At 30.3% G+C, this 22,644-nt stretch carries 32 protein-coding genes and 1 tRNA gene; 25 read left to right on the top strand and 8 right to left on the bottom strand.

Annotation, left to right across the window (positions count from 1 at the left end; all coding sequences use genetic code 11):
• Positions 1 to 24: 24 nt before the first annotated feature.
• Genes CSPT_RS07505 through CSPT_RS07490 form a run of 4 tightly spaced genes read right to left on the bottom strand, consistent with a single transcriptional unit; the run spans position 25 to position 3,421 of the window.
• The gene (locus CSPT_RS07505; protein ID WP_089183022.1) at positions 25 to 417 is read right to left on the bottom strand and encodes a rhodanese-like domain-containing protein; all 393 of its coding nucleotides are present in this window, start codon (positions 415 to 417) and stop codon (positions 25 to 27) included.
• Positions 418 to 465: 48 nt separating this feature from the next.
• Positions 466 to 1,140 (bottom strand): anaerobic ribonucleoside-triphosphate reductase activating protein, encoded by a 675-nt coding sequence (locus CSPT_RS07500; protein WP_089183021.1) that lies wholly within the window; start codon positions 1,138 to 1,140, stop codon positions 466 to 468.
• 3 nt (positions 1,141 to 1,143) lie between these two features.
• A complete protein-coding gene (gene nrdD, locus CSPT_RS09360) occupies positions 1,144 to 1,314 on the bottom strand; it encodes an anaerobic ribonucleoside-triphosphate reductase (RefSeq protein ID WP_033916329.1) in 171 nt (56 codons plus the stop codon).
• A 1-nt stretch (position 1,315) separates the two neighbouring features.
• Positions 1,316 to 3,421: a ribonucleoside triphosphate reductase gene (locus tag CSPT_RS07490; protein ID WP_089183020.1), complete on the bottom strand. Its 2,106-nt coding sequence runs from the start codon at positions 3,419 to 3,421 to the stop codon at positions 1,316 to 1,318.
• Positions 3,422 to 4,053: 632 nt separating this feature from the next.
• Here CSPT_RS07490 and CSPT_RS07485 point away from each other — a divergent pair.
• Both CSPT_RS07485 and CSPT_RS07480 read left to right on the top strand, forming a co-directional pair.
• Positions 4,054 to 4,320, top strand: a complete 267-nt coding sequence (locus CSPT_RS07485) for a hypothetical protein (protein WP_089183019.1) — start codon at positions 4,054 to 4,056, stop codon at positions 4,318 to 4,320.
• Positions 4,321 to 4,364: 44 nt separating this feature from the next.
• Positions 4,365 to 4,601, top strand: a complete 237-nt coding sequence (locus tag CSPT_RS07480) for a type II toxin-antitoxin system RelE/ParE family toxin (RefSeq protein WP_089183346.1) — start codon at positions 4,365 to 4,367, stop codon at positions 4,599 to 4,601.
• A 37-nt stretch (positions 4,602 to 4,638) separates the two neighbouring features.
• On the opposite strand, the gene CSPT_RS07475 is transcribed toward CSPT_RS07480, so the two are convergent.
• Positions 4,639 to 4,715: transfer RNA gene (locus tag CSPT_RS07475), tRNA-Met, on the bottom strand.
• 190 nt (positions 4,716 to 4,905) lie between these two features.
• On the opposite strand from CSPT_RS07475, the gene mqnP reads away from it, so the two are divergent.
• The 23 genes from mqnP (at position 4,906) to CSPT_RS07360 (ending at position 20,976) form a co-directional block, all read left to right on the top strand.
• Positions 4,906 to 5,781, top strand: coding sequence for a menaquinone biosynthesis prenyltransferase MqnP (mqnP, locus tag CSPT_RS07470; RefSeq protein ID WP_089183018.1), 876 nt, complete (start codon positions 4,906 to 4,908; stop codon positions 5,779 to 5,781).
• On the top strand, positions 5,769 to 6,293 hold the full coding sequence (locus CSPT_RS07465) for a hypothetical protein (RefSeq protein WP_089183017.1): 525 nt from the start codon (positions 5,769 to 5,771) through the stop codon (positions 6,291 to 6,293). Before mqnP ends, CSPT_RS07465 begins: the two co-directional genes overlap by 13 nt.
• Positions 6,290 to 6,814 (top strand): hypothetical protein, encoded by a 525-nt coding sequence (locus CSPT_RS07460; protein WP_089183016.1) that lies wholly within the window; start codon positions 6,290 to 6,292, stop codon positions 6,812 to 6,814. Before CSPT_RS07465 ends, CSPT_RS07460 begins: the two co-directional genes overlap by 4 nt.
• A 9-nt stretch (positions 6,815 to 6,823) precedes the next feature.
• Positions 6,824 to 7,789, top strand: a complete 966-nt coding sequence (gene moaA, locus CSPT_RS07455) for a GTP 3',8-cyclase MoaA (RefSeq protein WP_089183015.1) — start codon at positions 6,824 to 6,826, stop codon at positions 7,787 to 7,789.
• The gene (locus CSPT_RS07450; RefSeq protein ID WP_089183014.1) at positions 7,789 to 8,541 is read left to right on the top strand and encodes a 7-carboxy-7-deazaguanine synthase QueE; all 753 of its coding nucleotides are present in this window, start codon (positions 7,789 to 7,791) and stop codon (positions 8,539 to 8,541) included. The genes moaA and CSPT_RS07450 overlap by 1 nt, the downstream gene beginning before the upstream one ends.
• A complete protein-coding gene (locus tag CSPT_RS07445) occupies positions 8,541 to 9,122 on the top strand; it encodes a 6-pyruvoyl trahydropterin synthase family protein (RefSeq protein ID WP_089183013.1) in 582 nt (193 codons plus the stop codon). Before CSPT_RS07450 ends, CSPT_RS07445 begins: the two co-directional genes overlap by 1 nt.
• Positions 9,123 to 9,302 carry a lipoprotein gene (locus CSPT_RS07440; protein WP_089183012.1) on the top strand — a complete coding sequence of 60 codons (180 nt, stop codon included), beginning with the start codon at positions 9,123 to 9,125 and terminating at the stop codon, positions 9,300 to 9,302. It abuts the gene before it with no gap.
• Between the two features lie 29 nt (positions 9,303 to 9,331).
• Positions 9,332 to 9,694 carry a hypothetical protein gene (locus tag CSPT_RS07435; protein WP_211354933.1) on the top strand — a complete coding sequence of 121 codons (363 nt, stop codon included), beginning with the start codon at positions 9,332 to 9,334 and terminating at the stop codon, positions 9,692 to 9,694.
• Positions 9,694 to 10,353, top strand: a complete 660-nt coding sequence (locus tag CSPT_RS07430; protein ID WP_089183010.1) for a 16S rRNA (uracil(1498)-N(3))-methyltransferase — start codon at positions 9,694 to 9,696, stop codon at positions 10,351 to 10,353. The genes CSPT_RS07435 and CSPT_RS07430 overlap by 1 nt, the downstream gene beginning before the upstream one ends.
• A 70-nt stretch (positions 10,354 to 10,423) precedes the next feature.
• On the top strand, positions 10,424 to 10,624 hold the full coding sequence (gene rpmE, locus CSPT_RS07425) for a 50S ribosomal protein L31 (protein WP_033916318.1): 201 nt from the start codon (positions 10,424 to 10,426) through the stop codon (positions 10,622 to 10,624).
• Positions 10,624 to 11,436 carry a 16S rRNA (cytidine(1402)-2'-O)-methyltransferase gene (rsmI, locus tag CSPT_RS07420; RefSeq protein WP_089183009.1) on the top strand — a complete coding sequence of 271 codons (813 nt, stop codon included), beginning with the start codon at positions 10,624 to 10,626 and terminating at the stop codon, positions 11,434 to 11,436. The genes rpmE and rsmI overlap by 1 nt, the downstream gene beginning before the upstream one ends.
• Before the next feature lie 36 nt (positions 11,437 to 11,472).
• Positions 11,473 to 12,153 (top strand): 23S rRNA (guanosine(2251)-2'-O)-methyltransferase RlmB, encoded by a 681-nt coding sequence (gene rlmB / locus CSPT_RS07415; protein ID WP_089183008.1) that lies wholly within the window; start codon positions 11,473 to 11,475, stop codon positions 12,151 to 12,153.
• Positions 12,146 to 13,081 (top strand): helix-turn-helix domain-containing protein, encoded by a 936-nt coding sequence (locus CSPT_RS07410; RefSeq protein ID WP_089183007.1) that lies wholly within the window; start codon positions 12,146 to 12,148, stop codon positions 13,079 to 13,081. Before rlmB ends, CSPT_RS07410 begins: the two co-directional genes overlap by 8 nt.
• Positions 13,075 to 13,716 carry a hypothetical protein gene (locus CSPT_RS07405; protein ID WP_089183006.1) on the top strand — a complete coding sequence of 214 codons (642 nt, stop codon included), beginning with the start codon at positions 13,075 to 13,077 and terminating at the stop codon, positions 13,714 to 13,716. Before CSPT_RS07410 ends, CSPT_RS07405 begins: the two co-directional genes overlap by 7 nt.
• Before the next feature lie 13 nt (positions 13,717 to 13,729).
• Positions 13,730 to 14,935, top strand: coding sequence for an LL-diaminopimelate aminotransferase (locus tag CSPT_RS07400; RefSeq protein WP_089183005.1), 1,206 nt, complete (start codon positions 13,730 to 13,732; stop codon positions 14,933 to 14,935).
• Complete coding sequence (locus CSPT_RS07395; protein WP_089183004.1) at positions 14,932 to 16,197, top strand: homoserine dehydrogenase; 1,266 nt, start codon at positions 14,932 to 14,934, stop codon at positions 16,195 to 16,197. Before CSPT_RS07400 ends, CSPT_RS07395 begins: the two co-directional genes overlap by 4 nt.
• A gap of 1 nt (position 16,198) precedes the next feature.
• Positions 16,199 to 16,537, top strand: a complete 339-nt coding sequence (locus CSPT_RS07390) for a YraN family protein (protein ID WP_089183003.1) — start codon at positions 16,199 to 16,201, stop codon at positions 16,535 to 16,537.
• Between the two features lie 50 nt (positions 16,538 to 16,587).
• Entirely contained in the window at positions 16,588 to 16,902 is a 315-nt protein-coding gene (gene trxA, locus CSPT_RS07385; protein WP_033916312.1) for a thioredoxin, read from the top strand.
• 14 nt (positions 16,903 to 16,916) lie between these two features.
• Positions 16,917 to 17,855: a thioredoxin-disulfide reductase gene (gene trxB, locus CSPT_RS07380; protein ID WP_089183002.1), complete on the top strand. Its 939-nt coding sequence runs from the start codon at positions 16,917 to 16,919 to the stop codon at positions 17,853 to 17,855.
• 155 nt (positions 17,856 to 18,010) lie between these two features.
• On the top strand, positions 18,011 to 18,613 hold the full coding sequence (locus CSPT_RS07375) for an FKBP-type peptidyl-prolyl cis-trans isomerase (RefSeq protein ID WP_089183001.1): 603 nt from the start codon (positions 18,011 to 18,013) through the stop codon (positions 18,611 to 18,613).
• A 15-nt stretch (positions 18,614 to 18,628) separates the two neighbouring features.
• Positions 18,629 to 19,558 carry an ACP S-malonyltransferase gene (gene fabD / locus CSPT_RS07370; protein WP_089183000.1) on the top strand — a complete coding sequence of 310 codons (930 nt, stop codon included), beginning with the start codon at positions 18,629 to 18,631 and terminating at the stop codon, positions 19,556 to 19,558.
• Positions 19,559 to 20,242 (top strand): 5'-methylthioadenosine/adenosylhomocysteine nucleosidase, encoded by a 684-nt coding sequence (locus CSPT_RS07365; RefSeq protein ID WP_089182999.1) that lies wholly within the window; start codon positions 19,559 to 19,561, stop codon positions 20,240 to 20,242.
• A complete protein-coding gene (locus CSPT_RS07360; RefSeq protein WP_089182998.1) occupies positions 20,239 to 20,976 on the top strand; it encodes a tRNA 2-thiocytidine biosynthesis TtcA family protein in 738 nt (245 codons plus the stop codon). The genes CSPT_RS07365 and CSPT_RS07360 overlap by 4 nt, the downstream gene beginning before the upstream one ends.
• Positions 20,977 to 21,003: 27 nt before the next feature.
• Here CSPT_RS07360 and tpx read toward each other — a convergent pair whose 3' ends face one another.
• The 3 genes from tpx to pyrE form a co-directional block, all read right to left on the bottom strand.
• A complete protein-coding gene (gene tpx, locus CSPT_RS07355; RefSeq protein ID WP_089182997.1) occupies positions 21,004 to 21,543 on the bottom strand; it encodes a thiol peroxidase in 540 nt (179 codons plus the stop codon).
• A 69-nt stretch (positions 21,544 to 21,612) separates the two neighbouring features.
• A complete protein-coding gene (locus CSPT_RS07350; RefSeq protein ID WP_089182996.1) occupies positions 21,613 to 22,032 on the bottom strand; it encodes an RDD family protein in 420 nt (139 codons plus the stop codon).
• Entirely contained in the window at positions 22,033 to 22,641 is a 609-nt protein-coding gene (pyrE, locus tag CSPT_RS07345; protein WP_089182995.1) for an orotate phosphoribosyltransferase, read from the bottom strand.
• Positions 22,642 to 22,644 lie beyond the last annotated feature (3 nt).

Below are 22,644 nucleotides of genomic sequence, written 5' to 3'. Positions count from 1 at the left end.
TGGCGAATTTGCCACCATTTTAGTTTATTCTTTAACTGTTTTGTATCCGTGAGATATAAGTTTATCCATACCACCTTTTAAATTTGTTACATCGTTTATACCATTTTCTTGTAACAATTTAGCAGCCATTTCGCCCCTTCTACCACTTTTACAAATTACATAGATCGGTCTAGATAAATTTATCCTACTAGCTTTTACTTTTTCTATAAAGTTTTCATCTATGGTTTTTCTATCGTCTTTTGTAAGAGAGATTTTATAAGCACCTTTGATAGTTCCAGTATCCTTCCATTCAGCTGGTGTTCTAGTGTCTATTATCTGCATATCTTCTGTGATATTTGATGGTTCCATATCTAATTGTTTAACTCCTGCGTTTAAAGATATTATAGCTGCGAATAAAAAAATTAAAATTTTTTTCATCCATTTTCTCCTTTTAAAAATATTTTGAAAATTATATCATAGTGCGTATTAAAAATTTCGCAATACTATGTTTAATTTTGTGAGTATTTTGTTTTTATCTATAACTCTTTTTTGTGGTGGAAGTTTGGTAAAATTATGATTTGTTTGTAAAAAGTTTTGTAAATAATAGTTATTTTTATATCCTAAATTTTCAAGATATTGTGCCATTTGAGAAATATCATTTTCGTTTATAAAATCAGTATGAATTGTCGTTCTAACTTCAAATTTAAAGTCAATTTTTATGAGATATTGCAGTGTTTTTTCAAATTTATAATATAAATTTGATTTTGTAATTTCTTTAAATATATCAATGTGTGCTTTAAAATCAAGCGCAATGTAATCTATAAGATTTTCATCCAAGGCTTGTTTTATGATGTCTAAATTTGTGCCGTTTGTATCAACTTTAAGCTTATAACCTAGGTTTTTAACATTTCTACAAAGTGTTAAAAAATCTCTACAAAGCGTGCATTCACCGCCACTAAACACAACTCCGCTTAATTTTCCAACTCTTGATTTTAAAAAATTTAAAAACTCATCATTTGTTATTTTGCCTTGATTTAAAACCGCATCTATGTTGTAGCAGTAGATACAACGCATATTGCATCTACCAAACCAAACTATACAAGCAAGTTCGTCTTGATAGTCTGTTGTGGTAAATTTAGTAATTTCATAAATTTGATTCATAATTTATGCTGTTTTTTGTTCCTTTTTATCGCATTTTTCTACGAATTGAACACGCTCTTTATGCTCTCCTTTTTTACCTAAATTAAAGCTCTCAACCGGTCTTAAATATCCCATAACTCTTGTATAAACTACACATTTTGTTCTTTTTGATTCTAACTCTTTTGGAAATTCCATTTTATGCTCCTTTTTGATTTTTTTTATATTCATTTAGTAACTCTTCATCACAATACGGGCAGTATTCATGCTCTCCAGAAATATATCCGTGCTTATGACAAACGCTAAATATCGGGGTTATTGTAATATAAGGAAGTTTGTAATTTGTTACTATATTTTTTACAAGCATTTTACAAGCCTCAGCCGAACTTAACTTTTCTTTCATATATAAGTGAAAAACGGTTCCGCCTGTGTAGCTTGATTGAAGTTCATCTTGCAAATCAAGTGCTTCAAACGGATCGTCTCCAAAATACGCAGGAAGTTGTGTCGAGTTTGTATAATAAATATTATCGCCACTTCCAGCTTGCAATATATCATCATATCTTTTTTTATCTTCTTTTGCAAAGCGATAAGTTGTCCCCTCAGCAGGAGTTGCTTCGAGATTATAAAGATTTCCCGTGCTTTCTTGAAAAGAGCGGATTTTGTCTCTTAAATGTTCTATAATTTCAGTAGCAAATTTAACTCCAAATTTAGTTGCAATGTTTTCTTTATCATTGCTAAAATTTCTTATCATTTCATTTGCGCCATTTATACCTATGGTGCTAAAATGGTTGTTGAAATTTTTAAGATATCTTGCTGTGTATGGATAAAGCCCTCTATCATACATTTCTTTTATAAATTTACGCTTTTTCTCAAGTGTGCTTTTTGCAAGTTCTAAAAGCTTATCTAAATTTTCATAAAGTGCCTTTTTATCATTTTTATAAAGATAGCCAAGACGGGCTAAATTTATCGTTACAACGCCAATTGATCCAGTCATTTCAGCTGAACCAAAAAGTCCCCCACCTCTTTTTAGCAGTTCTCTTAAATCGAGTTGAAGTCTGCAACACATTGAGCGGACTGCACCTGGTTTATAGGCTTTTTCATTTTCTATTTTGTTTCCATTTTCATCTATGATATATTGGCTTCCGATAAAATTTTGAAAGTAACTCGAGCCCATTTTAGCAGTATTTTCAAACAACACTTTAGCCACTGGGCTATCCCAGTCAAAATCTTGTGTTAAATTTACAGTTGGTATAGGAAAAGTAAAAGGTTGAGAGCATTTATCTCCTTTTGTTAAAACCTCATAAAATGCTATGTTTATGCGATCCATTTCGCTTTGAAAATCGCCATAAGTCATATCGATTAATTTATCTCTGCCTCGTTCTTTTGCTTTTTTTATAAGAATTTCATCATCTAAGCCTTTAAAAAGATGTTCGTTTTGGCTTGTTGGAATTTGATCTTTTAAGTCATCTGGACAAGTTAAATCTATCGTAACATTTGTAAATGGACTTTGCCCCCATCTTGCTGGCACATTTAGATTGAAAACAAAACTAGTAATAGCTTTTTTTATCTCTCTATCTGTTAAATTATCTCTAAAAACATAAGGTGCAAGATATGTATCAAAACTTGAAAATGCCTGTGCTCCTGCCCATTCGCTTTGTAAAATTCCAAGAAAATTTGCCATTTGATAAAGTGCTTCTCTAAAATGATGAGGTGATTTGCTTTCAACTCTTCCTCTAACGCCATTAAAACCTTCGTTTAACAATGCTCTTAAGCTCCATCCTGCACAATATCCAGTAAGGCAGTCTAAATCGTGGATATGATAATCCCCATTTCTATGAGCTAATCCCTCTTCTTTGCTATAAACACTATCAAGCCAGTAGTTTGCTATGACTTTTCCAGCGGTGTTGTTTATAAGCCCTGCGTTTGAGTAGCTTGCGTTTGAATTTGCTAAAATTCTCCAATCATGTTTTCCTATATATTCGTTTATGGTTTGAGTTGAGTTTATGTATGTTGTGTCTTCATTTAATCCTAAAATTTGCTCTCTTTGCATTTTATGAGTATGGCGATATAGCATAAAACTTTTTAAAACATTGAAATGTTGGCGTTCAAATAGCTTTTTTTCTATCAAATCTTGTATATCTTCAACCGCTGTTATCTCTTTTGATGCTATTTCATCGATAACGCCGTAAAATACTTTTTTATCATACTCTTCATTTTCGCTTTCAAATGCTTTTTTTATAGCATCTTCTATCTTGTATGATAAAAATAGCTCTTCTTTTCCATCTCTTTTTAAAATTTTTTTCATTATGTAACCTCAAAATTGTGATTTTGGATTATATCATTTGTGAAGTTTAAACTTACTTAAACAAATTTAGAGTTAAACGATATAAATTATCAATAAAAATAAAAAAGTTATATTTTAAAGGTTTTTTTATAAATATATTTAATATACTAAATTAAGGGATTTTATAAATAAAAATTAAAATTTATCTAGCAAAAATATAAAATAAATAAATTAATATAATTTTTTAAGATTATTTGTTAAATTTATGAGCATTTTATAATCTTACTGTTTAGATATTTTATTTGCTTTATTGCTAATTTGCTATGTAAGATTTTAATTTATTTTAAAACAAATAGATTTTTTATACAACATAGTATATAAATTTGGAAAGTTATATTTGGTAGCTTAGAGATTTATTTTTTTTGGTATTGCTTAGCCATTAACAGCAGCATATTTTGCTATTCAATTAGCCATAATATCGAAGGCCATTATTTACAATATCAAAGCTTTTAAATCATAAAGACATAAAACAAACGATGAGATATGCAAAGCTAAACAAAGATAACGAACTTAATGAAGTTATAAAAATATTTAATCAAATTTAGCTATCATAAAACTAATTTTTATATAATTAAATAAAAAAAGGGGCGGTAATGCAAAGCATAATAATACAGGCAAATAAGGGCTTTTTAGATGAAGCCATAAAACTGCTTAAAAACTTAGCAAAAGAACAAAACCAAGAGTTAAATATAAATGAGTATTTAGGCGATTATTTAGAACATAATTTACCGATTTTAAGCGATGATGAAATTTACAACGAAGTGAAAAAAAGAAGTAAAGCTATACACAGCAGAAGGGCTAAGCTTTTAAGCCACGATGAAGTAAAGCAAAGCATTAAAAATCACATTTTAGGGCTTTAAATTTGCTAGTTTATACATAGCAGTTTTATGGTGAGCTAGAAAGCATAACGGACTTTATAAAAAAAGATAGTATAAATAGAGCCTTAAAATTTAGTGATGATTTATTTCTAAAACTTGAAAACATTCCATATTATCCGTTAGCTTATCCAAAATATAAAGATGATGAAAATGTAAGAAAACTAATTTTTAAAGGTTATGTAATACCATTTGAAATTTTAAAAGACGATATTTATATTTTAGGCATTTTTAAAAATAATTTATGGACTGGAAAAAAGAGCTAAATTTAAAGTTGCTACTTTAAGTTAAAAATAGAGTAAATGGTGTCAAGAGAGAGACTTGAACTCTCGACCTCCGGCTTATGAGACCAGCGCTCTAACCAGCTGAGCTACCTTGACACACAATAAATAAATAGAATTGACGATTTTATCAAACATAAGCTTATAAATTTATAAATTATTTTGATTATTGCTTCAAAATTTACAAATTTAAAAAATTTAATATATTTTCATACCAAAAAACCGAAGTTTTTAACTAAATATTAAGCTAAATATAATAAAATTACTAAATTTTGACACTAGGTAAAATATGAATAAATTTATGCAAGTTTTAAAAGATATCAACGAACTTATAGTTTTTAAGCACTCTGTATTTGTGTTGCCATTCATTTTTATGTCAATGATTGTGGCTTCTAAGATAGATAATGGCACAATGTGGTTTGGCATAAAACTTTTTATATTAGGAACGCTTTGTGCTGTAACTGCAAGAAATTTTGCGATGGCTACAAATAGATATCTTGATGAGGATATAGATAGACCAAATCCCAGATGTGCAAATAGACCAAGTGTTGATGGAAGAATTGGCAAAAAAAATTTAATTATTTTTATAGTTTTTAACGCCTTTGCTTTTATTTTTATAGCATACTTCATAAATGATTTAGCATTTAAACTCTCCTTTCCTATACTTATAGCACTTGGCGGATATTCTTTTTTTAAACGATTTAGTTCGCTTGCTCATGTGGTTTTGGGACTTTGTGAAGGATTAGCACCCATTGCTGGAGTTGTTGCTGTAAGTGCTGATATACCACTTTGGAGCGTTTTGCTTTGTTTTGGCGTATCATTTTGGGTTGCTGGATTTGATGTGCTTTATTCGCTTCAAGATATTGATTATGACAAAAAAACCGGACTTTTTAGCATACCATCAAGATATGGAGTAGAGGCTTCTATGTTTATATCTGCTATGTTTCACTTTATAACTATTATATTTTGGTTATTGTTTGCATGGTCTGCTAATCTTGGCGGATGGGCGTATTTTGGTATCATTTTGAGTGCTTTTATACTTTTTAAAGAGCATCAGATTGTAAGAAAAGATTTTAGCAAGATAGATAAAGCATTTTTCACACTAAATGGATATCTTGGCATAATGTTGTTTATTTTTATTTGGATAGATTTATGGACGATGTAAGATTAGTAGACGCTTTTTTTGATATCAAATTTGATAAATTTGAAAAAAATAAAACAGCATTTATGGAAGAATTTGATACCTTATCAAAAGATAGTATTGATCCGATAAATGAGTGGATTAGACATCAAAAAGCAAATGGTAATGCCGATGAAACTGATAAAATTTTGCTAAAACTTATTGTAGAATTACATAAAAAAGTAGATATGCTTTATAAAAAATTAGACGGAAATCACGCCGATACTTATTTAAATTTAACCGATAAAAGTCATATAATTTCTATAGGATATGGATATTTTAAGATAAAAGATGAAAAATTTGATATAAATAATAAATATTATGGCAGGATATTTTTGCCAGTATTTCCTAAAAGAGAAGTTCCTGTAGTATTTATAGCAAAAAGCAAAAGTATAGCTAGCATTGATAAAATGAGCTTTAGCGATGAAAAAGATTGGGATAGTTATGTCTCTCAAAGAGAGCGAGAGTTAATACGCGAAATGAAAGGCGTTGTATGATAGAAATCACAGCATTTATAGCATTTGGCATTGTTTTGCTAATAGTTATAGCACTTTCTTATATGAAAGATTCTGAAATGACTAGAAAATTTTCAAAATATGAAAAAATTTTAGATAGTTTAATGAAAGAAAACCATGCTATAAAAAAACAACTTCAAACTCTTGAAATAACAGCTTCGTTGCCCAAAGAAACTGAAGATTTACAAAATATCGAAGAAAGACTTGCATTAAAAATACAATCTGAGATAAATGATAAAATCATACCCGTGATTAACTCTATACAAAACATAGAACAAGCTATAGAAAATTTTCAATCAGAGCAACAAGATAGAATTTACGATCTTGAAGAAAGAACAAAAAGTATAACTAAAATTTCTCCGCCAAACAATGGAAGCGATGAAGAAAAAATAGTATCACTTTATAATAACGGATTAAGCGTTGAGAGTATTGCGAAAGATTTACAATTAAGTGTAGGCAAAGTAAATTTGATACTAAAAATCAGAGGTCTTTTGCGTACATAAATTAGGAAAATTATGATAGATAAATATGGAAGAAAAATAAATTATTTAAGAGTTTCAGTTACTAGTAGGTGTAATTTTAGATGCAAATATTGTATGCCTACAAAGCCATTTGAGTGGCAGCCAAAAGAGAATTTACTTAGTTTTGAAGAGTTGTTTTTGTTTGTAAAAGTAGCCATAGATGAGGGTATTGATAAGATAAGGATAACTGGCGGTGAACCTCTTGTTAGGCAAGATGTGGATAAATTTATAGCTATGATAAATGACTATAAAAAAGGACTTGATCTTGCAATGACTACAAACGGGTATTTTTTAAAAGATAAAGCAGCCCTACTTAAAAATGCTGGATTAAAAAGGTTAAATATTTCGCTTGATACACTAAATCCCAAAAAAGCTAAATTTATATCACAAAAAGATATCTTAGGCAATGTTTTGCAAGGTATAGAAGCTGGAGTTGAAAATGGTTTTCAAATCAAGTTAAATACAGTTGCATTAAAAGGAATAAATGATGATGAATTGATTGATTTAATCAATTTTGCTAAATCAAAAAATGCTCAAATAAGATTTATAGAATATATGGAAAATACACACGGAAGCAGCGAGATAAATGGTTTAGATAAAAATGAGATTTTAAACATAATTTCTAAAAAACATTTTATAAAAGAACTTCAAAAAGAACCAAATTCGCCATCTTCACTTTTTGAGTTAGAAGATGGTTATAAGTTTGGTATAATCGCACCCCATAAACACGACTTTTGCCAAAGCTGCAATCGTATTAGATTAAGTGCTGAGGGCTTGCTTATACCTTGTTTGTATTTTGATGATGCACTTAGCATAAAAAAAGCTGTTAAAGATAGAGATATAGTCGCTGCTAGCGAGATTTTACGAAATGTTATAAACAATAAGCCAGAAAAAAATAAGTGGGGCGAAGATACTAATGAAATTTCAAATCGTGCTTTTTACGAGACGGGCGGTTAATGTTAAGCTTAGTTGAGAGTTTTATAAGTATCCAAGGCGAGGGCAAATACTCTGGAAAATACGCACTTTTTGTAAGATTTGCTGGGTGCAACCTTAGATGCACAGGCTTTGGTGTAAATTTAAAATCCCTAAAAACAGGTGAAATTTTAGTAGGTTGTGATACCATAAAAGCTGTTGAAACTTCGCATTTTTCATATCAAAATATTTCAAATTTACAAGAGCTACTAAATCTAAGTGTTGCAAAAATTCCAATAAATTTAAAACCTATTGTAGTAATTACTGGTGGCGAGCCATTAATTCATCATAAAAATCATATTTTTTGTGAATTTATAAATTATCTTCTTAATCATAAATTTGAAGTGCATTTTGAGACAAATGGCAGTGTTTTTGTTGATTTTGATAAATTTAGCTTTTTAAAAAGTTGTATTTTTTGTGTAAGTATAAAGCTATCAAATAGTGGAGAAATCAGGCAAAATCGTATAAATTTAGATGCTCTTAGAGCTATAAAGAAAAATGCAAAAGATAGTTTTTATAAATTTGTTTTAAATGCAAAAGATATATCAAATTTAAGTAAAGAGATAAAAGAAATTTTAGACATTGTGCCAAATGAAGTTTATTGTATGCCAATGGGTGCAACACAAACTGAGATTATTTCAAACGCAGCCAAAGTTTGTGATTTTTGTATAAAAAATGGGTATAATTACACAGACAGGCTTCATATCAGGCTTTGGAATGATAAAGAGGGAGTTTAATGATAATAAGAAAGATATTTGATTTTGAAAATGCTCACATTGTAAGATTTTGTAGTTCAAAAAGATGTAAGACAAGCATACACGGGCATTCTTATAAATGCGAGGTTTTGCTTGAGTCAAATTTTTTAGACAATGCTGGTATGGTTTATGATTTTGGATTAATGAAAGATGGCATAAAAACTATTGTAGATAGCTTTGATCATGCAACTACGCTTTATAACAAAGATGATGAAAATTATATAAAAGATATGAAAAAACATTCAAAAAGATGGATAGAAATACCGCAAAATCCAAGTGCAGAGCAGTTTTGCAGGATATTTTTTGTGCTAATTGACAAACTTTTATCGCTAAGTTTAATGAATAATGGAGAGAAAAATGTTAAACTTCATAGCATTATAGTTCACGAAACTGCAACTAGCTACGCGCAGTGTTTTAGAGATGATGCATATAATGAAAATATGGGTAAAATAGAGCTTGAAGATATTAAATTTTCGCCAGATATAATCGATGAATGGGAAGATAAATTATTGTTTGAAAAGATTAAAGCTGGTAAAATTATACAAACAAAAAAAGAGTGCTAAATGAGAAAAATATTTTTATTTCTTATGTTTATATTTTTTTTAACCGCTTGTAGTGATGAGCCAAAGGAAATTATGGATAGAAATTTTACGGATCCGCCAAGTGATGTTCCAATTGGCATTAATGAAAATAAGCCAAATATAGATTTGCAAAATCCACCAGAGCCAGTAGCAGAGCAGTAATGGAGCTTTTTTATACAACAAGCTATAAAATGCATATTGGTTTTATTTGCGTGATTTTAGTCGCCATATTTGTTCATTTTTTGCTTATAAATTATAAAGTAGGCGATGTCAGATACGCCATTAGGCTTCGCAATTTTTTCCCATTTTACTATACAATGCTTACGCTTATAGCTTTAAGCGGTTTTAACATGGCTTCTGTGCTTAAATTTGATATCAGCTATAATTCTTATATTATGATTTTATCAGTTTTTTTGCTTATTGGACTTGGGATTTACGAGTTTAAAATGTTAAAAAAAACAATAAAAACAAAAAGTTTTATCGAGTTTAGAAAAAAGGCAAATATAAAAGTCTGTTTAGATTTGCTCATAATATTATTTGCGAGTGTGATTTAATGCAGTTTTTATACTCAAATGATGCTTGTAATGATAGTATAATCATAAAAGACGATCAATTTTTACATCTAAAAGCAAGAAGAGTAAAGATTGGCGATGAAATAAACATTAGAAATTTAAAAGATGAGTTAAATTATGTTTATGAAATTTCTCAAATTTCCAAAAAAAATATGCTTTTAAATTTAAAAAGCTCTCAAAAAGTTTCAAATTTAGTATCAAATCTAAGCATAGCTTGGAGTATAGTTGATATAAAAATAGTAGAAAAAACTTTGCCGTATTTAAATGAAATGGGGTTAAAAAAGCTTATTTTGGTTTATGCTGAATTTTCTCAAAAAAATTTCAAATTTGACATAAACAGATGTGAAAGAATTTTGATATCATCTTGTGAGCAATGTGGCAGAAATTTACCCCTAGAAATAGAAATTTATCCTAGTATTGAAAAAATGCTTGAAAAATATAAAAATATCACAAGGATTGATTTTAATGGGGAAAGTTTAAATTTACAAAAAGATATAAACGAGATACTATTTATCGGTCCAGAAGGTGGTTTTTCAAAAAATGATATAGAAAAAATTCCAAAAAGTCATTCGCTAAATTCAAATTTCATTTTGCGTTCACAAACTGCTATTATAGGCATTGTAGGAAAGCTGCTTTTATAAATTTGATTTTTTATTAAATTTATTATATAATAAAAGCTTTGAAAAAATGATACCCTAAGGAAATTATACAATGAAAAAAGAAATACACCCTGAATATGTTGAATGCAAAGTTACTTGTGCTTGTGGAAACAGCTTTACTACTATGTCAAATAAAAGCGAGATGAGAGTAGATATTTGCTCGGCTTGTCACCCATTCTTTACAGGCAGCGAGAAGATAGTTGATTCTGCTGGTAGAGTTGATAAGTTTAAGAAAAAATATAACATGAAATAATGCTCTATTTTGTTCCTACTCCAATAGGCAATTTAGATGACATTTCATCTCACGCTTTGGATATTTTGAAAAGGTGTGAGATTTTAATCTGCGAAGATACTCGTGTTAGCAAATCTTTAATCAATTTACTAAATCAAAAATATCAAATTTCCATCTCTCCTGATAGATTTTATTCACTTCATACGCATAATAGTGATGAGTTTTTTAGAAATGTAAATATTGATATATTTGACAAAATTTGTGTCTATGTGAGCGATGCTGGAATGCCATGCATTAGTGATCCTGGAATTGAACTTGTTAAATTTGCTCAAAAAAATTCTATACCTTATGAAGTGATAAGTGGCTCAAATGCTGCTCTTTTAGCTGTTGCAGCGAGCGGTATGGTTGAAAAAGAATGGATATTTATAGGTTTTTTACCAAATACATCAAGAAATAGAATTGTCGCTTTACAAAATACACTAAATTTACCTTATCCAAGCGTTATATATGAATCCCCGCAAAGAATTTTTTCACTTATTGAAGATATATCAAAAATAGACCCAAATAGAGAAATTTTTGCTATCAAAGAAGCCACAAAAAAATTTGAAACCAAATTTAAAGGTATTGCTATAAATTTACTAAATGATTTAAAAAATGCAAATTTAAAAGGCGAATGGTGCATTGTTGTAAATGGTAGTGATGGCATTACTCATTCAAACATAACTCAAGATGATATTTTAAGTCTTAATATAGCTCCAAAAATCAAAGCAAAACTTCTTTCTAAAATAACTGGCGAAAACGCAAAAAAAATATATGAAAAAATAATAAAATAAGCTATTTTTTACACATTTTTAGGTAATATTTAATCCATGATTATTTATGGAAAACAGCTTTTTTTACATATTTTAAGCAATAAAAAAGATATAATAAAATGTGTTTATTTGGCAAAAGAGTGCGATAAAGGTATCTTTAATCAAATAATTAAAGCAAATTTAGAAGTAAAAAGAGCGGATTTTAAAAAAGCTCAAGCATTAGCTAGAGGCGGGAATCATCAAGGTTTTTTGGCTGAAGTTGAGGATTTTGTTTTTTGTGATATATCAGAAGTTAAAAAATTTGACAAGATAGTGATTTTATACGGACTTAGCGATGTTGGAAATATAGGTGCCATCATAAGAACTGCTTATGCTCTTGGTATGCAAGCTGTTGTGATAGTATCAAAAAGTGTAGCCATGGAAGGTATTATTAGAACAAGTAGCGGTGCAGCTTATGAAATACCTATTTGTGTTTGTAAAGATGGGCTTAGTTTGATAAATGAGCTAAAACAGAGCGGATTTAGTGTTTATTCTACCGCAAGTGGCGGAGAAGATGTTAAAAATATTAAATTTGAAACAAAAACAGCATTGATTATGGGGAGTGAAGGTGAGGGAATCCCAAAAAAAGTTATATCAAAATCTGATAAATGCCTTGGGATTTGTATGAAAAATAGTTTTGATTCTCTAAATGTAAGTGCAGCTTTTGCAATAATATGCTATAGGATTATGAATGAATAACATAAATATGTTAAAAGAAATAGGCTTAAAAGAGGTAGCTAGAAAAACTCACATTGAGTTAAAATACTTAGAAGCAATTATGGAAAAAGATTTTCAAGCTTTATGTAGGAAAAATGTTAAAGGTTATGTGAAAATCTTGTCTAGAGAGTATGATATAGATTTTGAAAGTTGGATGAAAGAGTATGAAGAATACTCTCTTGCAAATACTCAAGATATATCTCAAACACCTTTTGTTTCGCCAAAAATTCCAGCATATAGGCAAAAAGATAAGTCTAACTCAACTTCTTTAATGATTTTTATAGTTATTTTGGTTGTGTTTTTAGCATGGTTTTTTGATGCTGCAAAATATCTAAGCATGATACCAAATATGTTAAACGATGAAAACAGAAGCGTTGTTTATTCAGATTCAAAAGTTGTAGAAAATGTAGAAAAAACTATCATAGACGATAATAATACCAAAAATATAATTGAAGTAAATGCTAGTTTAGTCGATGAAAATTTAACAATTTTTGATAAAAATAGCTCCACTTTGGTAAATTTAGATGAGAATATATCTTTAAATTCTATAGAAAATAGTATAAAAAAAGATGAAAATGCATCAAATTTAGATAAAAATAGTTCTTTTGCTAGTATGATTTCAAGCAAAATGCAAAAAGTTATTATAAAACCACAAAAATCCATTTGGATAGGCACAATAAATCTTGATAATGGTGCTAAAAAAACGATTACTACAAATAAAGATTATGAAGTGGATATGAGTAAACCACAACTTATTTTAACAGGGCATGGCGATTTTAGTATTGATATTGATGGTGAAAACAGACCATCGGGTACTAGTGTTTCTACTAGATTTTTAGTTAAAGATGGAGAGTTTAAGTCTATTAGTGCTGATGAATTTATGAGTATGAATAAAGGTAAAGCGTGGTAAAAAAGTTCATTTTTTTTGTAAGCATTTTATTTTTGTCTATTTATGCTTATGCAACCGATGTTACGATTAGATTTACGCTAGATACTAAAGCAACGCCGCTGTTTGCAAGACAAATTAATGACAGCTTAGAAAGTCTAGGATATAGTTTTGTTTTAATCAAAAATTTTCAAAACTCACAAAATGGCTCGGTTTTAGAAGTTTTTTTAGAAACTAATCATCCTTTTGATGGAACAGCTTTGTTAAATGAGCTAAAAAAACGCAATATTATCATATTGGATAGTAAAACAAGCAATGGATATTATCTGTATTCTTTAAGTTTATCAAAAAGTATTTTGCAAACTAATCAATATGAAAAAAATAAATTAATCGAACTTCAAAGACCACTTGAAGATTATGTGGTTGATATAAGAAATTCTCAAAGCATAGAAATAATGGCAAAACCAGGAGATAACTGGTTTGTTAATGTTAAAATTTTAGATGAAGATATGAATTTGATATCTGCTCAAACAAGGGATAAGCCTCTTAGGTCATTTACTTTGCCAATACCGCAAAATGCTTATTATATAGTTATAAGCGATGCAAAAAATTTAGAAAATATAAAGCGTGGATTAAATATTTATATTCATTCAAGATAATAAAGGAAAAAATATGTTTGATGAAATTCGTTTTAATAGAATAGAAAGACTTCCAAACTATGTTTTTGCTGAAGTTAATGAAATCAAGATGGCTGCTCGTAGAAATGGCGAGGATATTATAGATTTTTCCATGGGAAATCCTTCTGGTAGAACACCTGATCACATTGTTCAAAAACTTTGCGAAAGTGCATTGAAAGATAAAACTCATGGATATTCTGTTAGTCAGGGAATTTATAAGCTTAGATTAGCTTGTTCAAACTGGTATAAAAGAAGTTATGATGTTGATTTAGACCCACAAACAGAGATAGTCGCTACCATGGGAAGCAAAGAGGGCTTCGTGCATCTAGTTACTGCGATAATTAATCCAGGCGATGTTGCCGTTGTACCAGATCCTGCTTATCCTATACACACTCAAGCATTTATAATTGCTGGTGGTAATGTTGCTAAAATGCCTCTTATTTATACTGATGATTTAAAACTTGATGAAGATAAATTTTTTCAAGATTTGCAAAAAACTTTTGATGAAAGCATACCAAAACCAAAATATGTTGTTGTAAATTTTCCTCACAATCCAACTACTGTCACTGTTGAAAAAAGTTTCTATGAAAGACTTGTGGCTATGGCTAAAAAAGAGAGATTTTATATCATTAGTGATATTGCATATGCTGAGCTTGCATTTGATGGATATAAAGCCCCTTCTATTTTTGAGGTCGATGGCGCTAAAGATGTGGCAGTTGAGGCTTATACTCTTTCAAAAACTTATAATATGGCAGGTTGGAGAGTCGGATTTATTTGTGGAAATAAAAAATTAATTGCCGCTCTTAAAAAAATAAAATCATGGCTAGATTATGGTATGTTTACGCCTATTCAGGTTGCTGCAACTGTGGCTCTTGATGGACCGCAAGAGTGCGTGGAAGAGATAAGAGAACAATATATAAAAAGAAGAGATGTTTTGCTTGAAGCGTTTGATAATGCTGGTTGGAGTATGCAAAAACCTAGAGCATCTATGTTTGTATGGGCAAAAATCCCACAAAATCTTAATTTAAAAAGTATGGAATTTTCAAAAGAGCTTATTACAAAAGCAGGGGTTGCAGTAAGCCCAGGGATTGGTTTTGGTGTAGCTGGTGATGATTATGTTAGAATTGCACTTATAGAAAATGAAAATAGAATTCGTCAAGCTGCAAGAAATGTAAAAAAATATTTTAAAGAACTTCTATGAATGTAGCAATACTTGGTGTTGGAACAGTTGGCTGTGAGGTTGCCAATACTCTTATAAAAAATAAGCAAGTTATATCTGCTAGAGCAGGAGTTGAAATCACCCCTGTTATCGGTGTAGTTAAAAATTTAGATAAAAATAGAAATGTAAATATACCTTTAAGTGATGACTTAAATGCCGTTATAGCTAGAGATGATATAGATGTTTTTGTGGAATTAATGGGCGGCATAGATGAGCCTTATAATATAATTAGTAAAATTTTAAAAAACAAAAAGCCGGTTGTTACGGCAAATAAAGCAATGCTTGCTTATCACAGATATAAGCTTCAAAATTTAGCAGGAGATACTCATTTTGGTTATGAGGCTAGTGTTGCTGGTGGGATACCTATTATAAAAGTTTTAAGAGAAGGACTTAGTGCTAATCATATACAAAAAATTGTAGGCATAATGAATGGAACTAGTAATTATATACTTACAAATATGATGCAAAAAGGTTTTCATTTTGATGAAATACTTAAAAAAGCACAAGAATTAGGATACGCAGAAGCGGATCCAACTTTCGATATAGGTGGATTTGACGCAGCTCATAAGCTTTTGATACTAGCAAGCATTGCTTATGGAGTTCATGGCGATCCAGAAGATATTTTGATAGAAGGTATAGAAAATATAACTCTTGATGATATTTATTTTGCAAATGAGTTTGAGTTTGTGATAAAATTAATCTGCGTTGCAAAAAGAAATGGCAATAATGTTGAGCTTAGAGTTCATCCAGCTTTAATTGATAAAAACAATATGATTGCCAAAGTTGATGGCGTTATGAATGGTGTTAGTGTTTTTGGAGATGTTGTTGGAGAGACTATGTATTATGGTCCAGGAGCCGGTGGAAAGGCAACTGCAAGTGCAGTTATAAGTGATCTTATAGATATAGCTACAAATAGTTCAAGACCTATGCTAGGGTATAAAAAATCTCTAGAGGGTGTAAATTTAAAACTCATAGATAGTAATGATATAAGAACGAAATATTATTTTAGATTAAAAGTTGAGGATAATATAGGCGTTTTAGCAAAAATAACAAATATTATGAGCCAAAACAATCTCTCAATAGACACATTTTTACAAAAGCCAAAAAAAGAAGATGAAGATGTTGCAACGCTATTTTTTATAACTCATACTAGTTTGGAAAGAGATGTTAAAAAAGTTTTTTCAATTTTAGAAAAAGAAAGCTATATCAAAGCTAAACCATTTATGATTAGGATAGAAAGTTAGCTTGGGACTAAAAGAGTATATTTTTGGTTTTGATAGTGAAGATAATGCTGTTAGTTTTTTAAAAAAAGAGTCTTTTGATATAGTTTGTAGAAATTATAAAACAAAAGTTGGTGAGATAGATATAATCGCTAAAAAAGATGATATCTATCATTTTATTGAAGTAAAAGCTACAGCTGGCAACTATGAGGCTTTATATCGCATTACTAAAAGTAAATATAATAAAATTTTAAAGGCTATAAATTTATATATACAAAAACATAATATTGCTAATGATTTTCAAGTTGATGTGATAATAATACAGAAAAATCAAATAGATTTTATACAAAATGTTAGTGTTTGATTTAATATTTTTTTAGTATAATGGCATACAAATAAATTTAGGAGAAAATAATGGGAAAATACATAGAATTAGATGCTTCAAATTTTGATGAAGTAAAAAGTGGTGTTGCTTTAGTTGATTTTTGGGCTCCGTGGTGCGGACCTTGCAGGATGCTTGCTCCAGTTATAGAAGAGTTGGCTGCTGATTTTGAAGGAAAAGCTAAAGTTTGTAAAGTAAATACTGATGAAGCTCAAGATTTGGCTGCTCAATATGGCATAAGATCAATCCCTACAATACTATTTTTCAAAGATGGTGAATTAAAAGATCAAGTTATAGGAGCACAATCAAAACAAGCTTTAAGCGATAAGCTAAACGCACTATTGTAATTTAGGTTTTAGATATGCTTGATTTGGCAATTATTGGTGGAGGACCAGCTGGGCTTAGTGCAGGACTCTATGCAACTCGCGGTGGGCTAAAAAATGTTATTATGTTTGACAAAGGAATGCCCGGAGGTCAGATAACATCTAGTTCTGAGCTAGAGAATTATCCAGGAGTCGCACAAGTTCAAAACGGAATGGATTTTATGACACCTTGGATAGAGCAGTCTCAACGTTTTGGGCTAAAGCACGAAATGGCTTTAGTTGAAAGAGTAATCAAAAACGATGACAAAACATTTAGCGTTATTTTAGAGGGCAATAAAGAAGTAAAAGCTAAAACTGTGATTGTTTGTACTGGTGCTGTTCCTAAAAAAGTTGGTTGTAAGGGCGAAGATGAGTTTTTTGGCAGAGGCGTAAGCACATGTGCAACTTGCGATGGTTTTTTTTATAAAAATAAAGAAGTAGTTGTAGTTGGTGGCGGAGATACGGCATTAGAAGAAGCACTTTACTTAGCAAATATATGTTCAAAAGTTTATCTAGTTCATAGAAGAGATGCTTTTAGAGCCGCGCCAGTTACTGTGGAAAAAGTAAAGAAAAATCAAAAAATAGAGTTAGTTTTAAATGGCGTTGTTGATGAGATAAAAGGCGATAAAAGCGGCGTTACAGATGTCATTGTTAAATTTAATGATGGAAAAACTAGAGATATAAAAGTTCCTGGTATTTTTACCTTTGTTGGACTTAATGTAAATAATGATGTTTTAAAGCAAACTGATGGATCTTATCTATGTGATATAAGTAAAAATAACGAAGTTATAGTGGATTTGAAAATGAAAACATCCATCGAGGGTCTGTTTGCTGCTGGCGATATCAGAATAGATGCTCCTCGTCAAGTTGTGTGTGCTGCAAGTGACGGTGCTATAGCTGGACTTGGTGCGATTTCATACATAGAAATGCTTCATTAAAAAATTTACTAAAACAGCTATAAAAAAGTTGTTTTAGTAAAACACTTAAATTTAATTTTTATAATTTTCAATAAAACTTCATTATCTTTTAATTATGGTTTATAAATTTGTTATTTATAATATGCTACAATCATACAAATTTATTAGGAGAGAATATGCAAAACAAAGTAATATCAATGTTTTATGAGTTAAAAGATGCAAATACAAAAGATATTTTAGAATCCAATTTTAATCATCAAGAGATATCGTTTCTTACAGGCAGAGGTCATATTATCGAGGCTTTAGAAAAAGAAGTTTGTAAAATGGGCATAGGCGAAGAAAAACTTATAAACATAAAAGCAGTTGACGCAGCTGGAGAATATGATGATAAGGCACTTCAAGAGATAGATAAAGAGCAATTTGCCGGTATAGATTTACATGAAGGCATGGAGCTTTTTGGAGAAGGAGAGGACGGCACAACTGCTAGAGTTATTGTAAAAAATATAGGCGAAAAAACAGTGATAGTTGATTTTAATCATCCATACGCTGGCAAGGATTTGGAATTTAATGTAAAAATTACTGATATTAGAGATGCTACGGAGGATGAAATTTTAACAGGTAATGTTGCTAATGCTCATGTTTGTTCTTGTGGCGGACATAGCCATGAAAAAGATCACAAATGTTGTGGCGGCGGACATCATCACGAACACGAATGCTGCGGTGGTCACCATCATGAAAAAGACCATGAATGCTGCGGCGGACATAAACACGATAAATAATTTTTAGGTATTTTTATGGATAAAATAGGATTTATTTTCCCAGGACAAGGCTCTCAAAAACCGGGAATGGGCTTTGATATATATGAAGAATTTAGTGTAGCAAGAGAACTTTTAGACACTAGCAGTGATTTATGTAAGATAGATTTTAAAAAATTGCTTTTTAGTGAAAATGAAAATTTAAATATAAGCGAATTTACACAACCTGCTATTGTGCTCAATTCATTTATGATATTACTTGCTTTGCAAGAGCGACTAAATTTAAAACAAAGCCTTGGTTTGGGACATTCTTTAGGAGAATTTGCTGCTCTTGGTGCAAATGGCGCAATAGAGTTAAGAGAAGTTATAAGATTGGTAAATTTGCGTGGTAAATTTATGCAAGAAGCTTGTTCTGGTAAAGATGCCTCAATGATGGTTGTTTTGGATTTAGATGATGAAAAGGTAGAGCAAATTTGCGATAATGCTAGGAAAGATGGAGCACAAATTTGGGCAGCTAACTACAACTGCAATGGACAAATAGTAATAGCTGGATTAAAAAAAGACCTTGCAAATGCTGAAACTGTTTTCAAAGAAGCTGGAGCAAAAAGAGCAATGCTTTTAAATATGAGTGTTGCCAGCCATTGTCCAATTTTAAATTTAGCTTGTGATAAATTAGTAAATGAGATAGAGCCAATCATAAAAAATAGTTTTTTAAAAGTTATTTCAAATGTTAGCTCTAAGTCTTATAATACAAAAAATGAAGCCCTTGTTTTGCTAAAAGAGCAATTAGTAAAACCAGTTTTATACAAACAAAGTATACAAAATATAGAAAACGAAGTAGATTTTTTTGTAGAAATTGGATCTAGTGTTTTAAAAGGAATGAATAAAAAAATCACACAAAAGCCAACTTATGCTATTTTTGATATAAAATCGCTTGATGAATTTTGTAAAATAATGGAGGAGAAATAAGTGAAAATAGCTATTCTTGGAGCAATGGAGGAGGAAATTTTTCCATTATTGCAAACGCTTAAATATGATGTAATTTCTCATGGTAATAATAAATTTTATATAGCAAACTATAAAAATCACGAATTAATTATTGCTTATTCTAAAATAGGCAAAGTAAATTCATCTCTAAGTGCAACCATAATGATAGAAAAATTTGGGGCTGAAATTTTGCTTTTTACAGGTGTTGCAGGAGCTTTAAATGAAGATTTGAAAATAGGCGATATACTTTATGCTACATCACTTGTTCAGCATGATTTGGATATAACGGCTTTTGGTCATCCATATGGATATGTTCCAGGAATTGATGTTTTTTCTAAAAGCGATGTTAGACTAAATGCACTAGCAAACGATGTTGCTAGGAAACTTGGGATAAATTTAATGAGTGGAATTATAGCAAGTGGGGATCAGTTTGTATGCAGTAAAGAAAGAAAAGAGTGGATAAAAGAAACATTTAAAGCTGATGCAGTAGAGATGGAGGGTGCATCAGTTGCTCTTGTTTGTGTATCGCTTGGGGTACCATTTTTTATACTTCGTGCTATAAGTGATGAGGCTAGCGGTGGAGCTGAATTTGATTTTGATAAATTTTTAGTTGAGAGTGCGAAAAATAGTGCAGATTTTATTTTAAAAATGGTTGACATGATATGATTGAAATTTCAAAAAATCTTTTGAGACAAGTTGGTAGAACAAATGCAAAATACAGTATGTTTGAAGACGGAGATAAGATTTTACTTGGATTAAGTGGTGGCAAAGATAGTTTGGCATTAGCTCATATAATGAAGCATTTTTGTAGCGTTAGTCCAGTAAAATGGGAATTTAAGGCTGTAACGCTAAGCTATGGAATGGGTGAAGATTTTTCATATCTTATAAATCATTGTAAAGAGCATGGGATTGAACATGAGATTATAGATAGTTCTATATTTGAAATTTCAAAAGATAAAATACGCAAAAATTCAAGCTTTTGTAGTTTTTTTTCAAGAATGAGAAGAGGGCATCTTTATACTTATGCATTAAATGGCGGATACAATAAACTTGCAATTGCTCATCATTTAGATGATGCAGCAGAGAGTTTTTTTATGAATTTTACATACAATGGTGCTTTAAGAACTCTTGCTCCAAAATACACAGCTAAAAATGGTTTAGTGCTCATAAGACCACTTATAGAAGTAAGAGAGAGACAGCTTAGAGATAATGCTATTAGAAATTCACTTCAAGTTATAGGAGATGAGGCTTGTCCTGCTATGAGATTTGATGTAAAAATGCCGCACGCAAGATATGAAACAAAACAACTTCTTTCAAATTTAGAAAAAGAAAATCCAAAATTTTTTACTAGTTTAAAGACAGCTTTTACAAATATACATAAAGAAACTTTTTTTGAATAAATCCCCGTATTTAGGGGATTTGTCATATTAGTTGTTGCAACTACAACTACAACCGCAGCTTCCGCTTCCATTTAAAGATTTTTTGATAGCTTCATAATCAGGCTCTGTTGTAACTTCTGAAACTAACTCTTTGTGAATTATTTTGCCATCTTTCCCAACTACAAATATTGCTCTAGCACAAAGTCCAGCTAACGGACCATCTTTCATCAAAATACCATATGCATTTGCAAAATCTTTATTTCTAAAATCACTTCCAACTGTTAGATTTTCTATGCCTTCAGTTGAGCAAAATCTACCCATAGCAAAAGGAAGATCCATTGATATAACTGTTAATTTTACACCTTCTTGATTTGCTGCGTTTTGATTAAATTTTCTTGTTTCAGTAGCACAAACACCAGTATCTAAAGAAGGAACTGCTATCAAAATTTGCACTTTATCGCTTGATCCGCCAACTTTTATTGGCTTTAAATCTTGACCAACTACTTCAACAACTGGAGCCATATCGCCAATGCTAATATTTTCACCTTGCAAATTAACTGTTGAGCCTTGAAATGTAACTGTAGACATTTTTTCTCCTATAAAATTAAAATTTAAAAAATTTTATCAAAATAAGATGAATAAACTCTTAATATAAAATTATGATTTTTTTGTAACAACTATACTTTTGCTTAGTAAGTCGTGCAGACATAGTTTATCTTTTCTAAAAAAGCATATTAAAAGCCCAAAAATACTCATTCCTGATATTAAAAAACAAATATATCTAAAAATGGATTTTAAAAAAGACACTTTTTTTCCGCTGATTGCATCTATAAGATAGATATCTTGTGCTCTATATCCAGGAGATTGGGCTGATTTTGCAAAAAAAATGGATATTATGATACCATACATAGCCCAATCAATTGATATGGCAAGTTGATTTTGTCTAAAAGCGTCTTTTCCATCTAAAAAAATATAAGCAGTTATGTATAAAATCGGCATTGATATCAAAAACATATCTATAAAAAATGCCTTTATCCTATCTATCGGGTTTGCTATTATAACTTTTGTTTTAGACACTTAGTTTCCACGACTACCGGGTTTTATAGCAATACTGCCATTTTTGCATAAAGGGCAATTTTGTGGTTCATAAATTTCAAAATCAAAATTTCCAAGAGTGAAAAATGGCTTATCAAATGGAAGTTTGCAATTATCTTTTCTTTTGTTTTTTAAATTTGTAACTTCACAAAATCCACGATTTGCCAAAGCTGCAAATCCAACAACAATGCCGCCAAGATTTTCTATAACTTTTGCACTTTCTAATGCTGAGCCGCCAGTTGTGACGATATCTTCGCATATGATAAATTTTTCGCCTTTTTTTACCTCAAAGCCTCTTCTTAGGCACATAACTTTTTCAACTCTTTCTGTAAATATAAATCTTTTTTTGCCAGATCTTGCCAGTTCATATCCTGCCAAAATACCACCAATTGCAGGAGAGCAAACTGAGTCAAATTCTATACCATATTTTTTTATTATCAAAAAAAGTTCATCAGCTAATTTACCTGCAAGCATAGGATTTTCAAGCACTTTCGCACTTTGAAGATAAAACTCAGAGTGATTTCCGCTAGTTAGTAAAAAATGTCCTTGCAAAAATGCACCACAATCTTGATAAATTTGCTTTATATCCATAAC

The organism is Campylobacter sputorum subsp. sputorum (genome assembly GCF_008245005.1).
Taxonomy (GTDB): domain Bacteria; phylum Campylobacterota; class Campylobacteria; order Campylobacterales; family Campylobacteraceae; genus Campylobacter_F; species Campylobacter_F sputorum.
The sequence above is the reverse complement of the archived record's forward strand: the minus strand, read 5'-3'. Positions and strand labels throughout refer to the sequence as shown.

Excerpts from the sequence above, each read along its gene's own strand:
- CSPT_RS07500 (WP_089183021.1), bottom strand. The coding sequence starts at position 1,140 with ATGAATCAAATTTATGAAATTACTAAATTTACCACAACAGACTATCAA.
- CSPT_RS07505 (WP_089183022.1), bottom strand. The coding sequence starts at position 417 with ATGAAAAAAATTTTAATTTTTTTATTCGCAGCTATAATATCTTTAAAC.
- CSPT_RS07435 (WP_211354933.1), top strand. The coding sequence starts at position 9,332 with ATGCATATTGGTTTTATTTGCGTGATTTTAGTCGCCATATTTGTTCAT.
- CSPT_RS07410 (WP_089183007.1), top strand. The coding sequence starts at position 12,146 with ATGAATAACATAAATATGTTAAAAGAAATAGGCTTAAAAGAGGTAGCT.
- rsmI (WP_089183009.1), top strand. The coding sequence starts at position 10,624 with ATGCTCTATTTTGTTCCTACTCCAATAGGCAATTTAGATGACATTTCA.
- trxB (WP_089183002.1), top strand. The coding sequence starts at position 16,917 with ATGCTTGATTTGGCAATTATTGGTGGAGGACCAGCTGGGCTTAGTGCA.
- CSPT_RS07440 (WP_089183012.1), top strand. The coding sequence starts at position 9,123 with ATGAGAAAAATATTTTTATTTCTTATGTTTATATTTTTTTTAACCGCT.
- fabD (WP_089183000.1), top strand. The coding sequence starts at position 18,629 with ATGGATAAAATAGGATTTATTTTCCCAGGACAAGGCTCTCAAAAACCG.
- tpx (WP_089182997.1), bottom strand. The coding sequence starts at position 21,543 with ATGTCTACAGTTACATTTCAAGGCTCAACAGTTAATTTGCAAGGTGAA.
- CSPT_RS07450 (WP_089183014.1), top strand. The coding sequence starts at position 7,789 with ATGTTAAGCTTAGTTGAGAGTTTTATAAGTATCCAAGGCGAGGGCAAA.
- CSPT_RS07360 (WP_089182998.1), top strand. The coding sequence starts at position 20,239 with ATGATTGAAATTTCAAAAAATCTTTTGAGACAAGTTGGTAGAACAAAT.
- CSPT_RS07485 (WP_089183019.1), top strand. The coding sequence starts at position 4,054 with ATGCAAAGCATAATAATACAGGCAAATAAGGGCTTTTTAGATGAAGCC.
- mqnP (WP_089183018.1), top strand. The coding sequence starts at position 4,906 with ATGAATAAATTTATGCAAGTTTTAAAAGATATCAACGAACTTATAGTT.
- CSPT_RS07395 (WP_089183004.1), top strand. The coding sequence starts at position 14,932 with ATGAATGTAGCAATACTTGGTGTTGGAACAGTTGGCTGTGAGGTTGCC.
- pyrE (WP_089182995.1), bottom strand. The coding sequence starts at position 22,641 with ATGGATATAAAGCAAATTTATCAAGATTGTGGTGCATTTTTGCAAGGA.
- CSPT_RS07375 (WP_089183001.1), top strand. The coding sequence starts at position 18,011 with ATGCAAAACAAAGTAATATCAATGTTTTATGAGTTAAAAGATGCAAAT.
- CSPT_RS07465 (WP_089183017.1), top strand. The coding sequence starts at position 5,769 with ATGGACGATGTAAGATTAGTAGACGCTTTTTTTGATATCAAATTTGAT.
- CSPT_RS07490 (WP_089183020.1), bottom strand. The coding sequence starts at position 3,421 with ATGAAAAAAATTTTAAAAAGAGATGGAAAAGAAGAGCTATTTTTATCA.
- rlmB (WP_089183008.1), top strand. The coding sequence starts at position 11,473 with ATGATTATTTATGGAAAACAGCTTTTTTTACATATTTTAAGCAATAAA.
- trxA (WP_033916312.1), top strand. The coding sequence starts at position 16,588 with ATGGGAAAATACATAGAATTAGATGCTTCAAATTTTGATGAAGTAAAA.
- CSPT_RS07400 (WP_089183005.1), top strand. The coding sequence starts at position 13,730 with ATGTTTGATGAAATTCGTTTTAATAGAATAGAAAGACTTCCAAACTAT.
- CSPT_RS07460 (WP_089183016.1), top strand. The coding sequence starts at position 6,290 with ATGATAGAAATCACAGCATTTATAGCATTTGGCATTGTTTTGCTAATA.
- rpmE (WP_033916318.1), top strand. The coding sequence starts at position 10,424 with ATGAAAAAAGAAATACACCCTGAATATGTTGAATGCAAAGTTACTTGT.
- CSPT_RS07430 (WP_089183010.1), top strand. The coding sequence starts at position 9,694 with ATGCAGTTTTTATACTCAAATGATGCTTGTAATGATAGTATAATCATA.
- nrdD (WP_033916329.1), bottom strand. The coding sequence starts at position 1,314 with ATGGAATTTCCAAAAGAGTTAGAATCAAAAAGAACAAAATGTGTAGTT.
- CSPT_RS07445 (WP_089183013.1), top strand. The coding sequence starts at position 8,541 with ATGATAATAAGAAAGATATTTGATTTTGAAAATGCTCACATTGTAAGA.